Source organism: Clostridium sulfidigenes, assembly GCF_000732635.1.
In the GTDB taxonomy this organism is placed as follows: Bacteria; Bacillota; Clostridia; order Clostridiales; family Clostridiaceae; genus Clostridium_J; species Clostridium_J sulfidigenes.
This window is the reverse complement of sequence record NZ_JPMD01000011.1, coordinates 1-14,424: the sequence shown is the minus strand read 5'-3', so window position 1 is coordinate 14,424 and position 14,424 is coordinate 1. Positions and strand designations below refer to the sequence as shown.

The following is a 14,424-nucleotide window of genomic DNA, read 5'->3' as shown; positions in this document are numbered from 1 at the left end:
ATGGAGAATGCACTCATGGAAGGAGCAATAGGGCAAGGTGTGTGGGCAATATTAAGTATATTTTTAATTTTCTATATATTAAAAGCTCAAGAAAAAAGGGACCAACGGCAGGAAGAAAGAGAAAAAAACTATCAGGATATAATTGAGCAGATGACAGAAAAGCTTAATATTGTAGAGGTTGTGAAACAGGATGTTGATACAATAAAAAAACATGTCATAAAAAAATTTGAAAAAAAATTAAAATCAATATTGCTAAATCTTATAGAAAAACACTCTTTTATATATGTAATTACTTAATCGATTAAGAAAATAAAAGATATTTATAATTTTAAGGAGGATTTAAGATAATTATGGAAAATGAAAAAGTAATCAATGAGTCATTAGTAAATGGTCAAGTATCTCTTTTAGGAGATCCAGCTGCAGGGACAGTTAAATACAAAACAACATATTTGTATGGCTATCAAAAAGCAAGCGATATGAAAAGAAAATGTTTTAATGTATTTGATTCTGGACAAGTAAGTGTGTTTAAAGAAATAGTGTCAGTAATAATAGGTTCAACAGAATACTTTGGAAGCGCATTAACAGCAGTTGATCTCATATCTATGCTGTCTACTGTAGACCAAAAGAACCATGCTAGAAAAATATATGAAGCAGTAGATAAATATATAGACTTGCTGGCTCTTGGAAGATATACAACTATTATACTTAAGGAGAAATATGTATGGGAATACCAAGGAAAAAACAAGCAGTATTGGAAAATAGCACCGGAGTTTTTGGAGGCATCAGTAACTTTCTAACAATAAAATGAAAATTAATAAGATAAGTGGAAGGGATTTTTCCTTCCATTTATTTATTGTATTATCAATAAGTGGTATAATGTTATTTAGGTATGATGCTAATTTCAAAAATGAATATAGGAGGAGTTTTATGAGAAAAATGAAGACTCAAGATATTTATGGTATAACCATAGTTGGGTTATTAATCTTAGTAGTTTTTCTAATTTGGTCTTTTTCTAATATGGTATATAGAGTAAACAATACTATATATATTAATTCGAGTAACACTATAAAGTTGTTTGGATACATAATGGAAGATTATAATGAAATTATTATGGAGGCTGAAACAACAACTGAAAAATATGACTCGATAAAAAAAATGTTACCTAGATTAGACCGTTTAAGTACTATCATGAATAATAGCCGTTTTAATCAAGATTTATCTTCAAAAATAGAACCCGTTGTTGATTACTTAGCTGGACTTAATGACAGTTCATTACTGAATGATACTGAATATTTAAATGATACAATAGAAAAAATCAATAAAGTATATATAATTTCACAGAAGATTGCTGGAATACCATCAGAAGAATTTTACGCTACTGATTTTAGTCGAAATTATTATTATCAATTTAAATTTAATTTTAATCATAATTTTGAACTTGCTCCTAAGGTAAAGGGTTATTTTGATGAGATAAATTCTATAGTAGAAGATGGTGAATGAAACTATTTAACTGAATAGAGAAACAACCTGAATCAACTTTAAGCTAAAGTGATTTAGGTTGTTTTTTAAAGCAAAAGAGTATAATCATATTGTTAAAATTTTGAATCTCATACAAAATATATTTTACATATTAAAAAATAGTGATTAAAAATAGATTTGATAGCACCACCACACTCCCAACAATAGGATGTAAGCAGGAGGAATATCAAACTGGGAAAATGGGAAAATTTACTTAGGGATGTTGTTAATAACCGTACCGTAAGTGATCTCCAGATCTTTGATTTGGTGAGTAGAATTTATACACTGTATAAATAAATGTGAAAAATAGATTATTATAAGTAGTAATAAAAATTACTTAAATATACAATTCTTAATAAAATAATACAATTAATAGTAAACAATGTTTATATAATCTATATTTTAACATGTGGTATAAAATGTTAGTCTAGTCAATTTTAAAGGACATATAATACATGGATAAAGAGATTAAGTTAATAATACTAAGGTAGCACCAATTCAAGCAGTCATTGTTCCAATTGCTCAACATAGAGAGGGAGTTCTTGATAAGGCTAATGAACTAAAAAATATTCTTTCTAGTGTTGTAAGAGTTAAGCTAGATGATTCTGATAAGATGCCAGGATGGAAGTTCAATCAATATGAAATGAAGGGGATACCAGTTAGAATTGAAATTGGACCAAAGGATATAGAAAACAATCAAGCAGTTTTAGTTAGAAGAGATACTAGAGCAAAAGAAGTATGTAATTTAAATTGTTTGAATGATAGAATTTTAGCTGTACTAGATGAAATTCACAAGAGCTTATATGAGAAGACGTTAAAGAATAGGGAAGAACGAACTTTTGTTGCTAAAACAATAGAAGAGCTTAAATATAATGCTAAAAATAAATCAGGTTTCACTAAAGCGATATGGTGTGGTGAAAGAGAATGTGAAGAAAAAATTAAGGCAGTAGCAGGATTAACTTCTAGATGTATTCCATTTGAACAAGAAGAGATTGATACCAAGTGTGCATGCTGTGGTAGAAAAGAAGAAAAAATGATTTATTGGGGGAAAGCATATTAAGGTTTATTATTATTGTTGCTATATCACTTGCGAGTGTTACGGAGAATTATATCATAAGTAAGCCTCTAAATCTTTGATTTAGTTAGGCGAACTTACTCAGCGAACGAAGTGAGTCAAGTTTCCTTTAAGACTAAGTGAGGTTTATAGCCTTAGGTATTGATATAACTTGCCTAAGGCTATTTTTATGTCTAAAAGTACCGTATCATAAGCAATAACATATTTACAAAATATTTTATAATAAGTTTTAAGTAAACATAAATAGGGATTTATAGGGGGGATAGTAAATGTCAAGAGCAAAAATGCAAGTTTTAATAATTCCGTATATTAAAAATGAAGAGGAAATAAAATATTGTATATTCAATAGAGCCGATGCAGAAGACAATGAAGATTTCTGGCAGTTTGTGGCTGGTGGTGGTGAAAATGATGAAAAGCCGTTAGAAGCAGCGATAAGAGAAACATGGGAAGAAACTGGTATAAAAGAAAATGCTATATTTTATAACTTAGAAAGTATCAGTTATGTACCAACGAACTGTTTTTCAATGCAAAGACGCAAAAAATGGGGAATGGATTGCCTTGTAATTCCAGAGTATAAATTTGCTGTTTACGTTAGGAACAATAATATTCAAATATCTGATGAACATAAAGAATATAGATGGGTTAATTATGATACAGCAGTTGAATTATTGAAATTTGAAAGTAATAAGATAACCTTGTGGGAATTAGATAACAAAATAAAGATGAATTTACTTTGATGACAATTGTATCATGTTGCAACAAATTAAGATCATATTTCACAGTTAGATAAATTCCAATTTATATTATTGAGATTAAAATTTTTAAATAGAAAAAATTATATAGGTTTATTTTTTATAAAAATTTGATATAATATAAGTAAGATTCTAAATCTATGATTTAGTTAATCGAACTTATGCAAAGCAAAATAAGAATAGCTTAGTGCTGTAACACTAAGCAATCCTTAGAACATTTATTTTGTTTTAGGGCTATTGGATGAATTTAATAAAATATTAATTTCTAGAAAAAGTGCTACTCTTTGAAGGATGGGGCACTTTTTTCTTTGCTCTTAATCTCAATATCAACACCAATAAATTTTACTGAAATCTTTAAATAATGAATGAAAAGATTATGTTTTAAAACTAAGCGTATAATATAAATAGCAAAAAAGCCTTTTATAGTTAATTCTAGCATATCCAATACCACCCCCTAACTATGATGAAATGTCACCAATAGTCCAAGGGGGATAAAACGTTCAAAACCCCCGTAGCCATCCACTACGGAATTGTTAAATTCTACTTTAGAATTATACCATAAGTGAAATTCTAAATCTATGATTTAGTTAATTGAACTTACTCCTATGAACGTATGTGAATAGTGAGTTTCCTCTATGTAGAATATATACACAAGAATAAAATGGAAAAATCTCACTTAGAGGTGATATGGAGAACCATATCATAAGTAACGTTGGAAGCATATTATCAAAATGAAATAAATATAAAGTTAGTCTACAGTCTGATATATTACATAAAACGTTAATTAAGGTTTAAAGTGGATTTGCATTGACAATATGATATAATGTTGGGTAAAGATTGGTAATTAATACTAGATAATTTTAAAAGAGATGAGGTGAAATATAAATGAAAAGGTTATTTGAGAAATTGTGACGTTGATATGTATTACGAAAGAAGAGTAAATATCGCATAAGGTCACCTCCTAATTATTGTTCAATATAATGTTGAGTTTATTGAATGAAAGTTTACAGGAGGAAAAAGTATGTTATATTTATTCGTTAGTACGTGGAAATATGCAGGTAAAGATAGGTGGAAATTGGTTACGCTATATTTTTTACATTCAATTTCCATATGCGGGGAACTTTTACAGCCCTATACATTTGGGATGGCTATAAATTCTCTTCAAACCTATCAGTTAAATGACCCAACGAAAATCATAAAATGGTTTGGACTTTATGTAGCAGGATTTTTTATATTTCAGGTTTTTCATCATTCGGGACGATGGTTCGAGTTTAGTACAGCCTTAAAAAACCAGCAGCGTTTAGTAGATGATGTTTATGATAAATTATGTACTCTACCATTGAAGTGGCATGCAGAACATCATTCCGGAGAGATAGTAAACAGGGTGAGGGTTGCAGGTGAGGCTATTCGCAACTTTGGATTTTCACAGAATAATTATATGGAGAATATAATCTTAATAATAGGACCAGTTATTATCCTGTCAACGGTTGACATCAGGATAGCTCTAATAAGCATTACACTTTTATCAATTAACTTATTTGTTGTTTCGAAAATGAATAAGGCAATTGAGCCTATTCTAGACAGACAAAATGAGAGCTTTCATGTGTTTTCTGCCAGGATATCCGATTTTGTGGGAAATATTAAAACAATTATAAATCTTGGGCTTGGTAGAAAGACAGGAAAAGACCTTTATGAGAAGTATGATGAGTATTATAGCGAGAACATGAATGAATTCTGGATCAACCAGCCTCGCTGCTTTATTATTGCCTTTGGAGGTATATTTACAGAACTTACAATTATAATATTTTATTTATGGTCATGCCGTAATTCTGGTGGACCTATAATGACAGGAAATCTTGTAATGATTGTTAACTATTTTAGGCAGTTGAGGGATGCATTCTTTCAGATTACAAGTAATTTTTATGAAATCATACATTGGAAGGCATCAATAAAGTCTGTAGATCCAATAAATTTAGCTGCAGAGCAAAGTTATTTAGTAAAACACATGGAGAAATACACAAAAGTACTAAAACAGAATAAAAAGAGTAGATTTAATTGGAAGCGTATGTCGGTTAAAGGACTTGATTTTAAATATGGAGATAAGGGCAATGCTCTATGCAATGTTAATCTTGATATGAAGTCTTGTGAAAAGATTGCTGTGGTAGGTTCTAGTGGGTCAGGTAAAAGTACATTTCTTAATATGCTTGCAGGCTTATACAAGCCTGATCATGTTAATCTTATAATGGATGGAAAAGAGTATAACGATTTAAAAGTAATTCAGGATATGGCTCTGTTTGTACCTCAGGATTCTGCAATATTCGAAAATACTATTGGTTGGAATATTAATTTTGGACTGGAGCTAAATGAAGAAAAGCTTAAAAGGGTAATGAAAATGGCTTGTCTGAATGAGGTATTAGCTAGAATGCCAAAGGGTTTAGAAACAGATATAAGAGAAAAGGGAATAAACTTATCAGGCGGGGAAAAGCAAAGGCTTGCATTGGCAAGAGGGCTTTATTTTGCTCAAGATAAGAGTATTATGCTGCTGGATGAGGTTACAAGTAGTATAGATGCAATAAACGAAAGAGCCATAATGCAGAATATATTTGATAATTATAAAGACCGATGCATTATATGTAGCGTTCACAGACTTCATTTACTTCATATGTTTGACAAAATATTGGTTATGGATAACGGTAGAATTATTCAAGAAGGTCATTTTTCAAATCTAGTAAGTAATGAAGGTCATTTCAGGACACTTTGGCAGAAGTATATGATGCAGGAGAACACTGTTTAGGGAATTGTTATACCTATCACGGAGAACCTTATCATAAATAAATGCGAAAACTGGTCTTAACCATTGGTATTGAATGGTTAGGACTATTTTTATAAGTGAAAATATAGTATTATAATAAAATAAGATTTATATGAACTATTTATAAAAAATGTTCTAATAAGTTGTTTAGACAGAATCTAAATATGGATAAGTGGATTTCATTTTTAGATCTATATCGTTAGAGTTTGCAATGCATATCAGAGAATATATTGTTTTTTAATAGTGTAGATGATGCCATCAAAGCAGGTTTCAGACCATGTAAATTATGCAGACCTGATATAAAGGAACATAATTTTGAACCGAATAGAGAATTAATTGAAAAAGTAAAGGAAAAGTTAATCCAGAATTATAATAAACCAATTAATTTCAGGTTTATTTCAAAGGAATTTGGTGTTAGTATTAGTCATTTAACAAGATTGTTTAAAGAATATACAGGACTAACACCTAACGAATATGTATCACAAATAAGAATAAATAAAGCGATGCAGCTTTTAAGTAAAAGTAATGATACTATTTTAGAGATTGCATACGATGTAGGCTTTAAAAGCCTTTCTAATTTTTATAAATGTTTTAAACAAAATGCAGGTATTGCTCCTAAGGAGTATAGAAAAAGAAATAGTATAATTGAGATAAAATATGGATAATAGTACCTTGTCATAGGGTTATTGGAACTAATGGAAGTTTAACTGGATATGCTGGTGGCATAGATAGAAAGCAATGGCTTTTAAACCATGAGAAGAATATACTATCGATTTAGAAATATTAGAAAGAAAAGTAAGGTGAGCAATAAATGTATAAAATTCTTATAGTAGAAGATGATTTGATAATTGCTAAAACAGTGAAGAACCACATAAGGTCTTGGGGATTTGAGGCAGAATGTGTGACTGATTTTAAGGATGTACTTGCTACATTTGTTTCCTATAGTCCGCAGCTTGTTCTTTTAGATATTACCTTGCCATTTTTTAATGGCTACCATTGGTGTAGTGAGATTAGAAAGGTTTCTAAGGTTCCTATTATTTTTATTTCATCAGCATCAGATAGTATGAACATAGTTATGGCTATGAATATGGGGGGAGACGATTTTATTGCAAAACCTTTTGACCTTAACGTGATGACTGCAAAGGTACAGGCTTTATTACGTCGAACCTATGATTTTACAGGACAGACTAACTTGCTTGAGCATAAAGGTTCAATACTTAATATAAGTGATGCTACCTTAAATTATCACGACAGAAAAATTGAGCTTTCGAAGAATGAAAACAAGATACTGCAGATTCTTCTCGAAAATAAAGGCAAGGCTGTGTCTCGGGATACCATTATGACAAGGCTTTGGGAAACTGACAGCTATATCGATGACAATACCTTAACCGTTAATATAACAAGACTTCGTAAAAAGCTACAGGAGGCAGGCCTGTCTGATTTTATTACGACAAAAAAAGGTATAGGGTATATGGTGGAATGATATGAAGAAAACAGAGGTTTTTAATTTTATGATTTCCTATTTCAAAGTGCGTGTTAAAGGAATTATTCTATTAGGATTGTTTTGTACCACCTTTGCACTTGTATTTTCTTTATATAATCTTCCTGTAGAGCCAGTAGTTTATGCTAGTGTACTATGTGCATGCATAGGTGTTATCTTCCTTATAATAGATTTTATAGGATTATATAATAGACATAAATTGCTTCAAGATTTAAAAAGCAGCATTACCTTAAGCTTTGATAAACTCCCTGAGCCTAAAGATATAATTGAAAAAGACTATAAGGATTTGCTTACTACCCTCTATAGCAATAATATTCAGATTGCTCATAGCGCAGATATGAGTCGAAGTAATTTAATAGACTACTATACTTTATGGGCGCATCAAATTAAGATACCTATTTCAGCGATGGGTCTAATTCTTCAGTGGTCGGAAAGTGAGCTAAACTCAGAGCTTTCCATGGAGCTTTTTAAGATTGAGCAGTATGTAGAGTTTGTGTTACAGTATCTAAGGCTTGAGAGCATGTCTTCTGACCTTGTGTTAAAAAAATATAGTCTTGATGATATAGTAAAGCAGGCAGTACGAAAATATGCAAGGATGTTTGTAAGAAAGAAAATTAAGTTAGATTTTAAAGAATTAAGCTGTGAGGTTTTAACGGATGAAAAGTGGCTGGTATTTGTCATTGAGCAGATTCTATCAAACGCATTGAAGTATACTAAAGAGGGGACTATTTCAATATACATGGATAATTTCAGTGAAAAGACTCTTGTAATAGAAGATACGGGTATTGGCATAAGGGAAGAAGACATAAATCGTATATGTGAAAGAGGTTTTACAGGCTATAATGGTCGATGGGATAAAAAGTCTACAGGCCTTGGATTATATTTATGTAAGCAGATTTTAAGTAAGCTATCTCACAGTATAGCTATAGACTCCAGGGTTGATGAAGGGACAAAAGTAATGATCAATCTGGCAACAATTGAAGTGCAAATAGAATAAGATTTTGATGCAGCCTTACAACTGTGTAAGGTTAAAGGAAGAAATGTAAGCCAAAGTTAAGGCATACATTTCTTCCTTTTGTTATACTGAACATGATAAGAAGTTAGGATATAACATTACTAAATAAACTTTGATGGGTGTTCTAGATTAACAAGTTCCTAAAAGGGAACGAGTAAGGCAGACTATTCAGTGTTTCGAGTGAAAGGAGAAAATTATGTCAATATTAGAAGTAAAAAAACTTAAAAAAATATATACCAGCCGTTTTGGTACAAACCATGTTCAGGCTTTATCCGATGTGTCCTTTTCAGTTGAGAAGGGTGAGTACTTAGCTATCATGGGGGAGTCTGGATCAGGTAAGACTACCCTTTTAAATATTATTGCAGCTCTAGATAAGCCCTCAAACGGCGAGGTGGTGCTTAGTGGTATAAGCAGTATGAATCTTAAGGAAAAGGAAATTTCTAAGTTTCGTCGTGATAATTTAGGCTTTGTATTTCAAGACTTTAATCTTCTTGATACCTTTTCTTTGCAGGATAATATATTTTTGCCCCTTGTTTTATCTGGTAAGTCCTTTAATGAAATGAATAATCGTTTAAAACCTATTGCAAAGAAACTTGGAATAGATGATATTTTGCAAAAATATCCTTATGAGGTTTCTGGAGGTCAAAAGCAGAGAGCTGCCGTTGCTAGGGCATTAATTACTAATCCTCAGCTTATTCTTGCAGACGAGCCTACTGGAGCATTGGATTCTCATTCAAGTGATGAGCTTCTTCACCTGTTTAATGATATAAATAAAGAAGGAGAAACTATAATAATGGTTACTCACAGCACTAAAGCAGCCAGCCATGCAAGTCGCGTGCTTTTTATAAAGGATGGAGAGGTGTTTCATCAGCTATATAGAGCTTCCATGTCCCAAGAAGAAATGTATCAAAAAATTTCCGATACACTTACTATAATTGCTACAGGCGGTGTAAAAAATGAGTAAGATGTTTTATCAAAAGCTGGCTGTAAATAACATTAAAAAGAATGGAAAGACATATTTTCCATATATACTAACTTGTATAAGCACTATTGCCATGTTTTATATCATGCATTTTATATCAGTAAATGATGGACTAAATAGTATGTCTGGGGGAAGGTCACTTAAAATAATACTCAATTTAGGTACTTATGTTATTGGTTTTTTCTCAGTGGTTTTTCTTTTTTATACTAACAGCTTTCTTATAAAGAGGCGTAAAAAAGAGCTGGGTTTATATAATATTTTAGGTATGGAGAAAAAGCATATTGCTAGGTTGTTGCTTTGGGAAACCCTCTTGGTGGCAATTATAACCATGATATTGGGACTGATATCTGGAATTGCAGTAAGTAAGCTTATGTTTTTAGTACTTCTTAAGATTTTAAACTTTAAGGTTACAATGGGATTTGTTATATCAACTAACTCCATAGTTAAAACAGTTATTCTCTTTGGCTTTATTTTTGTCTTAACTCTTATAAATAATATGAGACAAATTCATCTTGCAAAACCTGTTGAGCTTCTTAAGGGCGGTCAGGTTGGTGAAAAGGAACCAAAAACAAAGTGGATTCTTACTTTAATTGGAATTCTCAGCCTTGGAGCAGGCTACTATATTGCCTTAACTACAGAATCGCCTCTAGCTGCACTTAATATGTTCTTTCTGGCAGCAATTCTTGTTATGATAGGTACTTGGGCTTTATTTACTGCAGGAAGTATTGCCCTTTTAAAAATCCTTAGAAAAAATAAGAAGTTTTATTATAAGACCAATCATTTTATAAATGTGTCTGGCATGATTTATCGTATGAAACAGAATGCAGTAGGGCTTGCTAACATTTGTATTCTTTCAACTACTGTTCTAGTGATGTTATCTACAACAGTGTCGCTGTATATTGGTATGGAAGATGTGCTTAGAACAAGATATCCAAGAGATATTTCAATAAGCGCAAAAAATATATCAAAAGAAAAGACAGAAATGATTAATAATCTTATAAAAGAGCAAGCAGACAAAGATAATATTACTTTGAAAAATATAGTTAAATACCGCTCTTCATCTCTAGCTATGATACAAGATAAGAATTATTTCACAGATAATGGCAGTGATTTGGACGTAAACAATTTAGGCTTCCTAGAGTTTGTACCACTAAGTGAATATAATGACTTGGAAAATAAATCTATTACTTTAAAGGAAAATGAAGTGCTTCTCTTTACTTATAGAGGAGAAATAGCTGAAGACAGCATTAATATTCTAGGCAATGAGTTTAAAATCAAAGAACGTATAAATAGCATGACAGTGGATGGAATATCCTCCGCAGTAGTTGCTAACGGCTACTTTATTATCGTACCTGATGAAAAGACAATTGAAAAAATATATGCTTCCAGCACTCAGGCTGATAGCAAAATAGAGGATTTATCTTATTACTTTGCCTTTGATACTGATGATAATGCGGAAAAGGAAATTGCTTTAACTAATGAAATTAATAGCAAAATAAAACAATTATCTATTGATGCACGTTGTGAAGGCTTGGAAGAATCCAGAGAATCTTTCTTTTCTCTATACGGAGGACTTTTCTTCCTAGGGATATTCCTTGGAGCACTCTTTATTATGGCTACTGTTCTTATTATATACTACAAGCAGATTTCAGAAGGTTATGATGATAAGGAGCGCTTTGAAATTATGAAGAAGGTTGGCATGAGCAAAGAAGAGATTAAAAAATCAATTGGTAACCAAGTGCTTATGGTGTTCTTCCTTCCAGTTGTAACAGCAATTATTCATATTGCCTTTGCCTTCAAGGTTATCGTGAAGCTTCTTGCAGTATTAAATCTCACTAATGTTACATTGTTTGCAATCTGCACAGCAGGAACAATTTTTGTCTTTGCTATTTTCTATGCTATTGTTTATTTTCTCACTTCACGAGTTTATTATAAAATTGTCAGCTGATTTGATTTTTAGTTTAATAAAAAGGGACTATCTTAAAACATGCTGGATTCAGAGGTTTTGAGACAATCCCTTATGTTTTTTTAAAATTTCAATTGCAGATAATTTTCAATACAACGTATTTAAGTATTGGAGGAGAGCCAAATCTAGAGGGAGGAGGTTCTCCTTCTTATTCTTTAGAAGAAATTACTAGAGATATGATAAGATACTAATTAGTGCATTGAAGCTAATTCTATTTAAAGTCATAGAGAAATCTATGGCTTTTTTTATATATAATTAAGGAACAATTGTATGAAATAATATGTTAAACTGTTGAAAAAATACTAAATTTATGTATAATATAGATAAATAGATTTAAATATAAACATGAAAAAAATATAAATGAAAAGGTGTTGTAAATATGCGCAAAGAGGTAGTTTTTAAGTAGACTAACTGAATAAGGATTGTTTTTAGAAAGTACGTTTAAAAAATCTTGAGTTATCAAGGTTTATTAGTGGTGGAATTAATTTAAGAAATATTAATGACTACCATGCTTATTTATGTACTTCTAAAATAATCAGTATTAAAATGAGCATGTTACACCTTATTTGCATAAGTAGGAAAGCCGTGTTCTAAACACGGTATTTTTATGCCTATTTTTGCTGCATTTATAAATATGATATAAGATTTTAGTGTATATAACTTAGTAATAAGTTGTATAAGGCACGTGAAAATAAATAATAGACCAAAGATTCGAAGTATATTTGTCACGAGACAAGGATTTTAACGACGCAGTATTCGTGGTAAATAGGCGAGAAAACTGATCTATTATTTATTTGATAGTGCCTAAATTAAAGTCATATATTTTATGTTTATATTTAGATCATATAATTATGAGGCTGTAAGTGAACCTGTGTTCATTTGCGGCTTTTTGTTTTTTAAGGAGATTATTAGGATGATTAAGATATCGAGATCACAACGCACAAACAAACTTTTTTGTAATATAAGGACTGTTATAGCTGAGAAGATGGAAAAAGAAGATATTAAGAGCACTAGAGAGGGAGATGATGCATATGAAAACAATTAATATAGGAATCGTGGCTCACGTTGATGCGGGAAAAACAACTACAACTGAAAATCTTTTATTCTACAGTGGAGCTATAAAAACAATTGGTATGGTAGACTTAGGTAATACTCAAACAGACTCAATGGAGCTTGAACGTAAGAGAGGAATTACTATAAAATCATCAGCAATATCCTACACTTGGAACAATGTTAAAGTAAATATTATCGACACCCCAGGACATGCGGATTTTATTTCTGAAGTAGAACGCTCTTTAAGTGTTTTAGATGGAGCTATATTAGTTATATCTGCAGTAGAAGGTATTCAATCACAAACGAGAATATTATTTAACACATTAAAGGCTTTAAAAATTCCAACCATAATTTTTATAAATAAAGTAGATAGAGTTGGAGCAAATTGTAATAAAGTTTTTGAAGAAATAAAAAAGACAATGTCTAATAAAATAGTCAGATTACAAAAGGTAGATGGTGAAGGAAGCAGAGGTGTCTATCTAAATAATTTAGATGAAACAAATGATGATGTTATTAATGTTTTATCAGATATAGATGAAGTATTTTTAGAGAAATATATTAACGGAATAGAATATGATAAAAAAGAAATACAAGAAAAGCTTTCACTCTATTCAAGGAAAGGAAGTTTATATCCTGTGCTTTTTGGCGCCGCATCAGTTGGACTTGGCATCAAAGATTTATTAGATGGAATTTGCAGTTATCTACCATTTGCCAGTGAAGATTGCATCGGTGGGCTATCTGGAGTAGTTTTTAAAATTGAAAGAACAAATACAAATGAAAAGAAAGTTTATGTAAGATTATTTGGCGGTAAAATATCTGTAAGAGATAAAATTGAAGTACCCAATAAAGATATGATAGAAAAAGTGAATAAAATTAGTGGCTTAGAAAATGGTAAACTTGTTGAAACATCTAGTATAGAAGCAGGAGATATAGGTATTTTATATGGGCTCACAAATTTTCAGGTTGGAGATGTTATTGGAATTGCAAATGATAGAACTAAAAATATATCTATAGTTAAACCAACATTAAAAACGAATATATCTGCTGTTAACAAAGAAGAAAATAGAGAGCTATTTAAGGCATTAACCTTCCTCACAGAAGAAGATCCACTATTAGAATTAGGTATGGATGATGGAGATAAAGAGATTTATATTAACTTATTTGGTGAAGTTCAAATGGAAATACTAAGTTCTATATTAGATGATTTCTATGGAATTAAGGTAGAGTTTTCAAATATCCAGACTATTTATAAAGAAACTCCTAAAAATATTGGTACAGCGATAATGCGTATGCAGGAAGAATTAAATCCTTTCTGGGCAACAGTAGGTTTAAAAATAGAACCTGCAGGTAGAGGCGAGGGATTAAAATATATTTCCACTGTTTCAGTAGGATCATTACCAAAATCTTTTCAAAATGCCATTGAGGAAGCAGTTGTTAAGACAAGCAAACAGGGTCTGTTTGGTTGGGAAGTTACTGATATAAAAGTTACACTCACATGTGGAGAGTTTTCTAGTCCAGTTAGCACTCCAGCGGACTTTAGAAATGTAACTCCTATGGTATTTATGGAAGCATTATATGAAGCTAAAACTTACTTGTTGGAACCTCTGCATGAGTTTGAACTAAGGATTCCACAAAATGTTTTTGGTAAAGCTATTTGGGACTTAGAAACTATGAGAGCAACCTTTGATAACTACATTATTGTTGAAGATGAATTTTTAATAAAAGGGTTAATACCAGTAGAAAATTCAAA

At 31.1% G+C, this 14,424-nt stretch carries 13 protein-coding genes and 2 pseudogenes; 14 read left to right on the top strand and 1 reads right to left on the bottom strand.

From position 1 onward, the window contains the following. From IO99_RS04900 to IO99_RS04880, 5 genes and pseudogenes are all read left to right on the top strand, one after another. Positions 1 to 297 (top strand): BhlA/UviB family holin-like peptide, encoded by a 297-nt coding sequence (locus tag IO99_RS04900; RefSeq protein WP_051823925.1) that lies wholly within the window; start codon positions 1 to 3, stop codon positions 295 to 297. A gap of 53 nt (positions 298 to 350) precedes the next feature. Beyond that, positions 351 to 797: a hypothetical protein gene (locus IO99_RS04895; RefSeq protein WP_035130950.1), complete on the top strand. Its 447-nt coding sequence runs from the start codon at positions 351 to 353 to the stop codon at positions 795 to 797. A 130-nt stretch (positions 798 to 927) separates the two neighbouring features. Next, on the top strand, positions 928 to 1,500 hold the full coding sequence (locus IO99_RS04890; RefSeq protein WP_156964287.1) for a hypothetical protein: 573 nt from the start codon (positions 928 to 930) through the stop codon (positions 1,498 to 1,500). 502 nt (positions 1,501 to 2,002) lie between these two features. Further along, positions 2,003 to 2,578 (top strand): annotated as a pseudogene (locus IO99_RS04885) (His/Gly/Thr/Pro-type tRNA ligase C-terminal domain-containing protein); the annotation flags it as partial. A gap of 284 nt (positions 2,579 to 2,862) precedes the next feature. After that, entirely contained in the window at positions 2,863 to 3,330 is a 468-nt protein-coding gene (locus IO99_RS04880; RefSeq protein WP_035130946.1) for an NUDIX hydrolase, read from the top strand. A 292-nt stretch (positions 3,331 to 3,622) separates the two neighbouring features. On the opposite strand, the gene IO99_RS19265 is transcribed toward IO99_RS04880, so the two are convergent. Further along, positions 3,623 to 3,784 carry a hypothetical protein gene (locus tag IO99_RS19265; RefSeq protein WP_198028560.1) on the bottom strand — a complete coding sequence of 54 codons (162 nt, stop codon included), beginning with the start codon at positions 3,782 to 3,784 and terminating at the stop codon, positions 3,623 to 3,625. A 582-nt stretch (positions 3,785 to 4,366) separates the two neighbouring features. On the opposite strand from IO99_RS19265, the gene IO99_RS04870 reads away from it, so the two are divergent. The 9 genes and pseudogenes from IO99_RS04870 to tet form a co-directional block, all read left to right on the top strand. After that, the gene (locus IO99_RS04870; protein WP_035130943.1) at positions 4,367 to 6,139 is read left to right on the top strand and encodes an ABC transporter ATP-binding protein; all 1,773 of its coding nucleotides are present in this window, start codon (positions 4,367 to 4,369) and stop codon (positions 6,137 to 6,139) included. Between the two features lie 224 nt (positions 6,140 to 6,363). Next, entirely contained in the window at positions 6,364 to 6,822 is a 459-nt protein-coding gene (locus IO99_RS19610) for a helix-turn-helix domain-containing protein (RefSeq protein WP_084178073.1), read from the top strand. Next, positions 6,813 to 6,935 (top strand): annotated as a pseudogene (locus IO99_RS18645) (methylated-DNA--[protein]-cysteine S-methyltransferase); the annotation flags it as partial. The gene IO99_RS19610 and the pseudogene IO99_RS18645, both read left to right, overlap by 10 nt. 33 nt (positions 6,936 to 6,968) lie before the next feature. Next, positions 6,969 to 7,640, top strand: coding sequence for a response regulator transcription factor (locus IO99_RS04860; RefSeq protein ID WP_035130942.1), 672 nt, complete (start codon positions 6,969 to 6,971; stop codon positions 7,638 to 7,640). 1 nt (position 7,641) lies between these two features. Further along, positions 7,642 to 8,655: a sensor histidine kinase gene (locus IO99_RS04855; RefSeq protein ID WP_035130941.1), complete on the top strand. Its 1,014-nt coding sequence runs from the start codon at positions 7,642 to 7,644 to the stop codon at positions 8,653 to 8,655. A gap of 214 nt (positions 8,656 to 8,869) precedes the next feature. Next, the gene (locus IO99_RS04850) at positions 8,870 to 9,637 is read left to right on the top strand and encodes an ABC transporter ATP-binding protein (RefSeq protein WP_035130940.1); all 768 of its coding nucleotides are present in this window, start codon (positions 8,870 to 8,872) and stop codon (positions 9,635 to 9,637) included. Then, on the top strand, positions 9,630 to 11,603 hold the full coding sequence (locus IO99_RS04845; protein WP_035130939.1) for an ABC transporter permease: 1,974 nt from the start codon (positions 9,630 to 9,632) through the stop codon (positions 11,601 to 11,603). Before IO99_RS04850 ends, IO99_RS04845 begins: the two co-directional genes overlap by 8 nt. Positions 11,604 to 12,534: 931 nt before the next feature. Then, complete coding sequence (locus IO99_RS19605) at positions 12,535 to 12,666, top strand: hypothetical protein (protein WP_278245223.1); 132 nt, start codon at positions 12,535 to 12,537, stop codon at positions 12,664 to 12,666. Further along, positions 12,653 to 14,424 (top strand): tetracycline resistance ribosomal protection protein (tet, locus tag IO99_RS04840; RefSeq protein WP_035130938.1); only part of this gene is annotated, 1,772 nt, incomplete at its 3' end. The genes IO99_RS19605 and tet, both read left to right, overlap by 14 nt.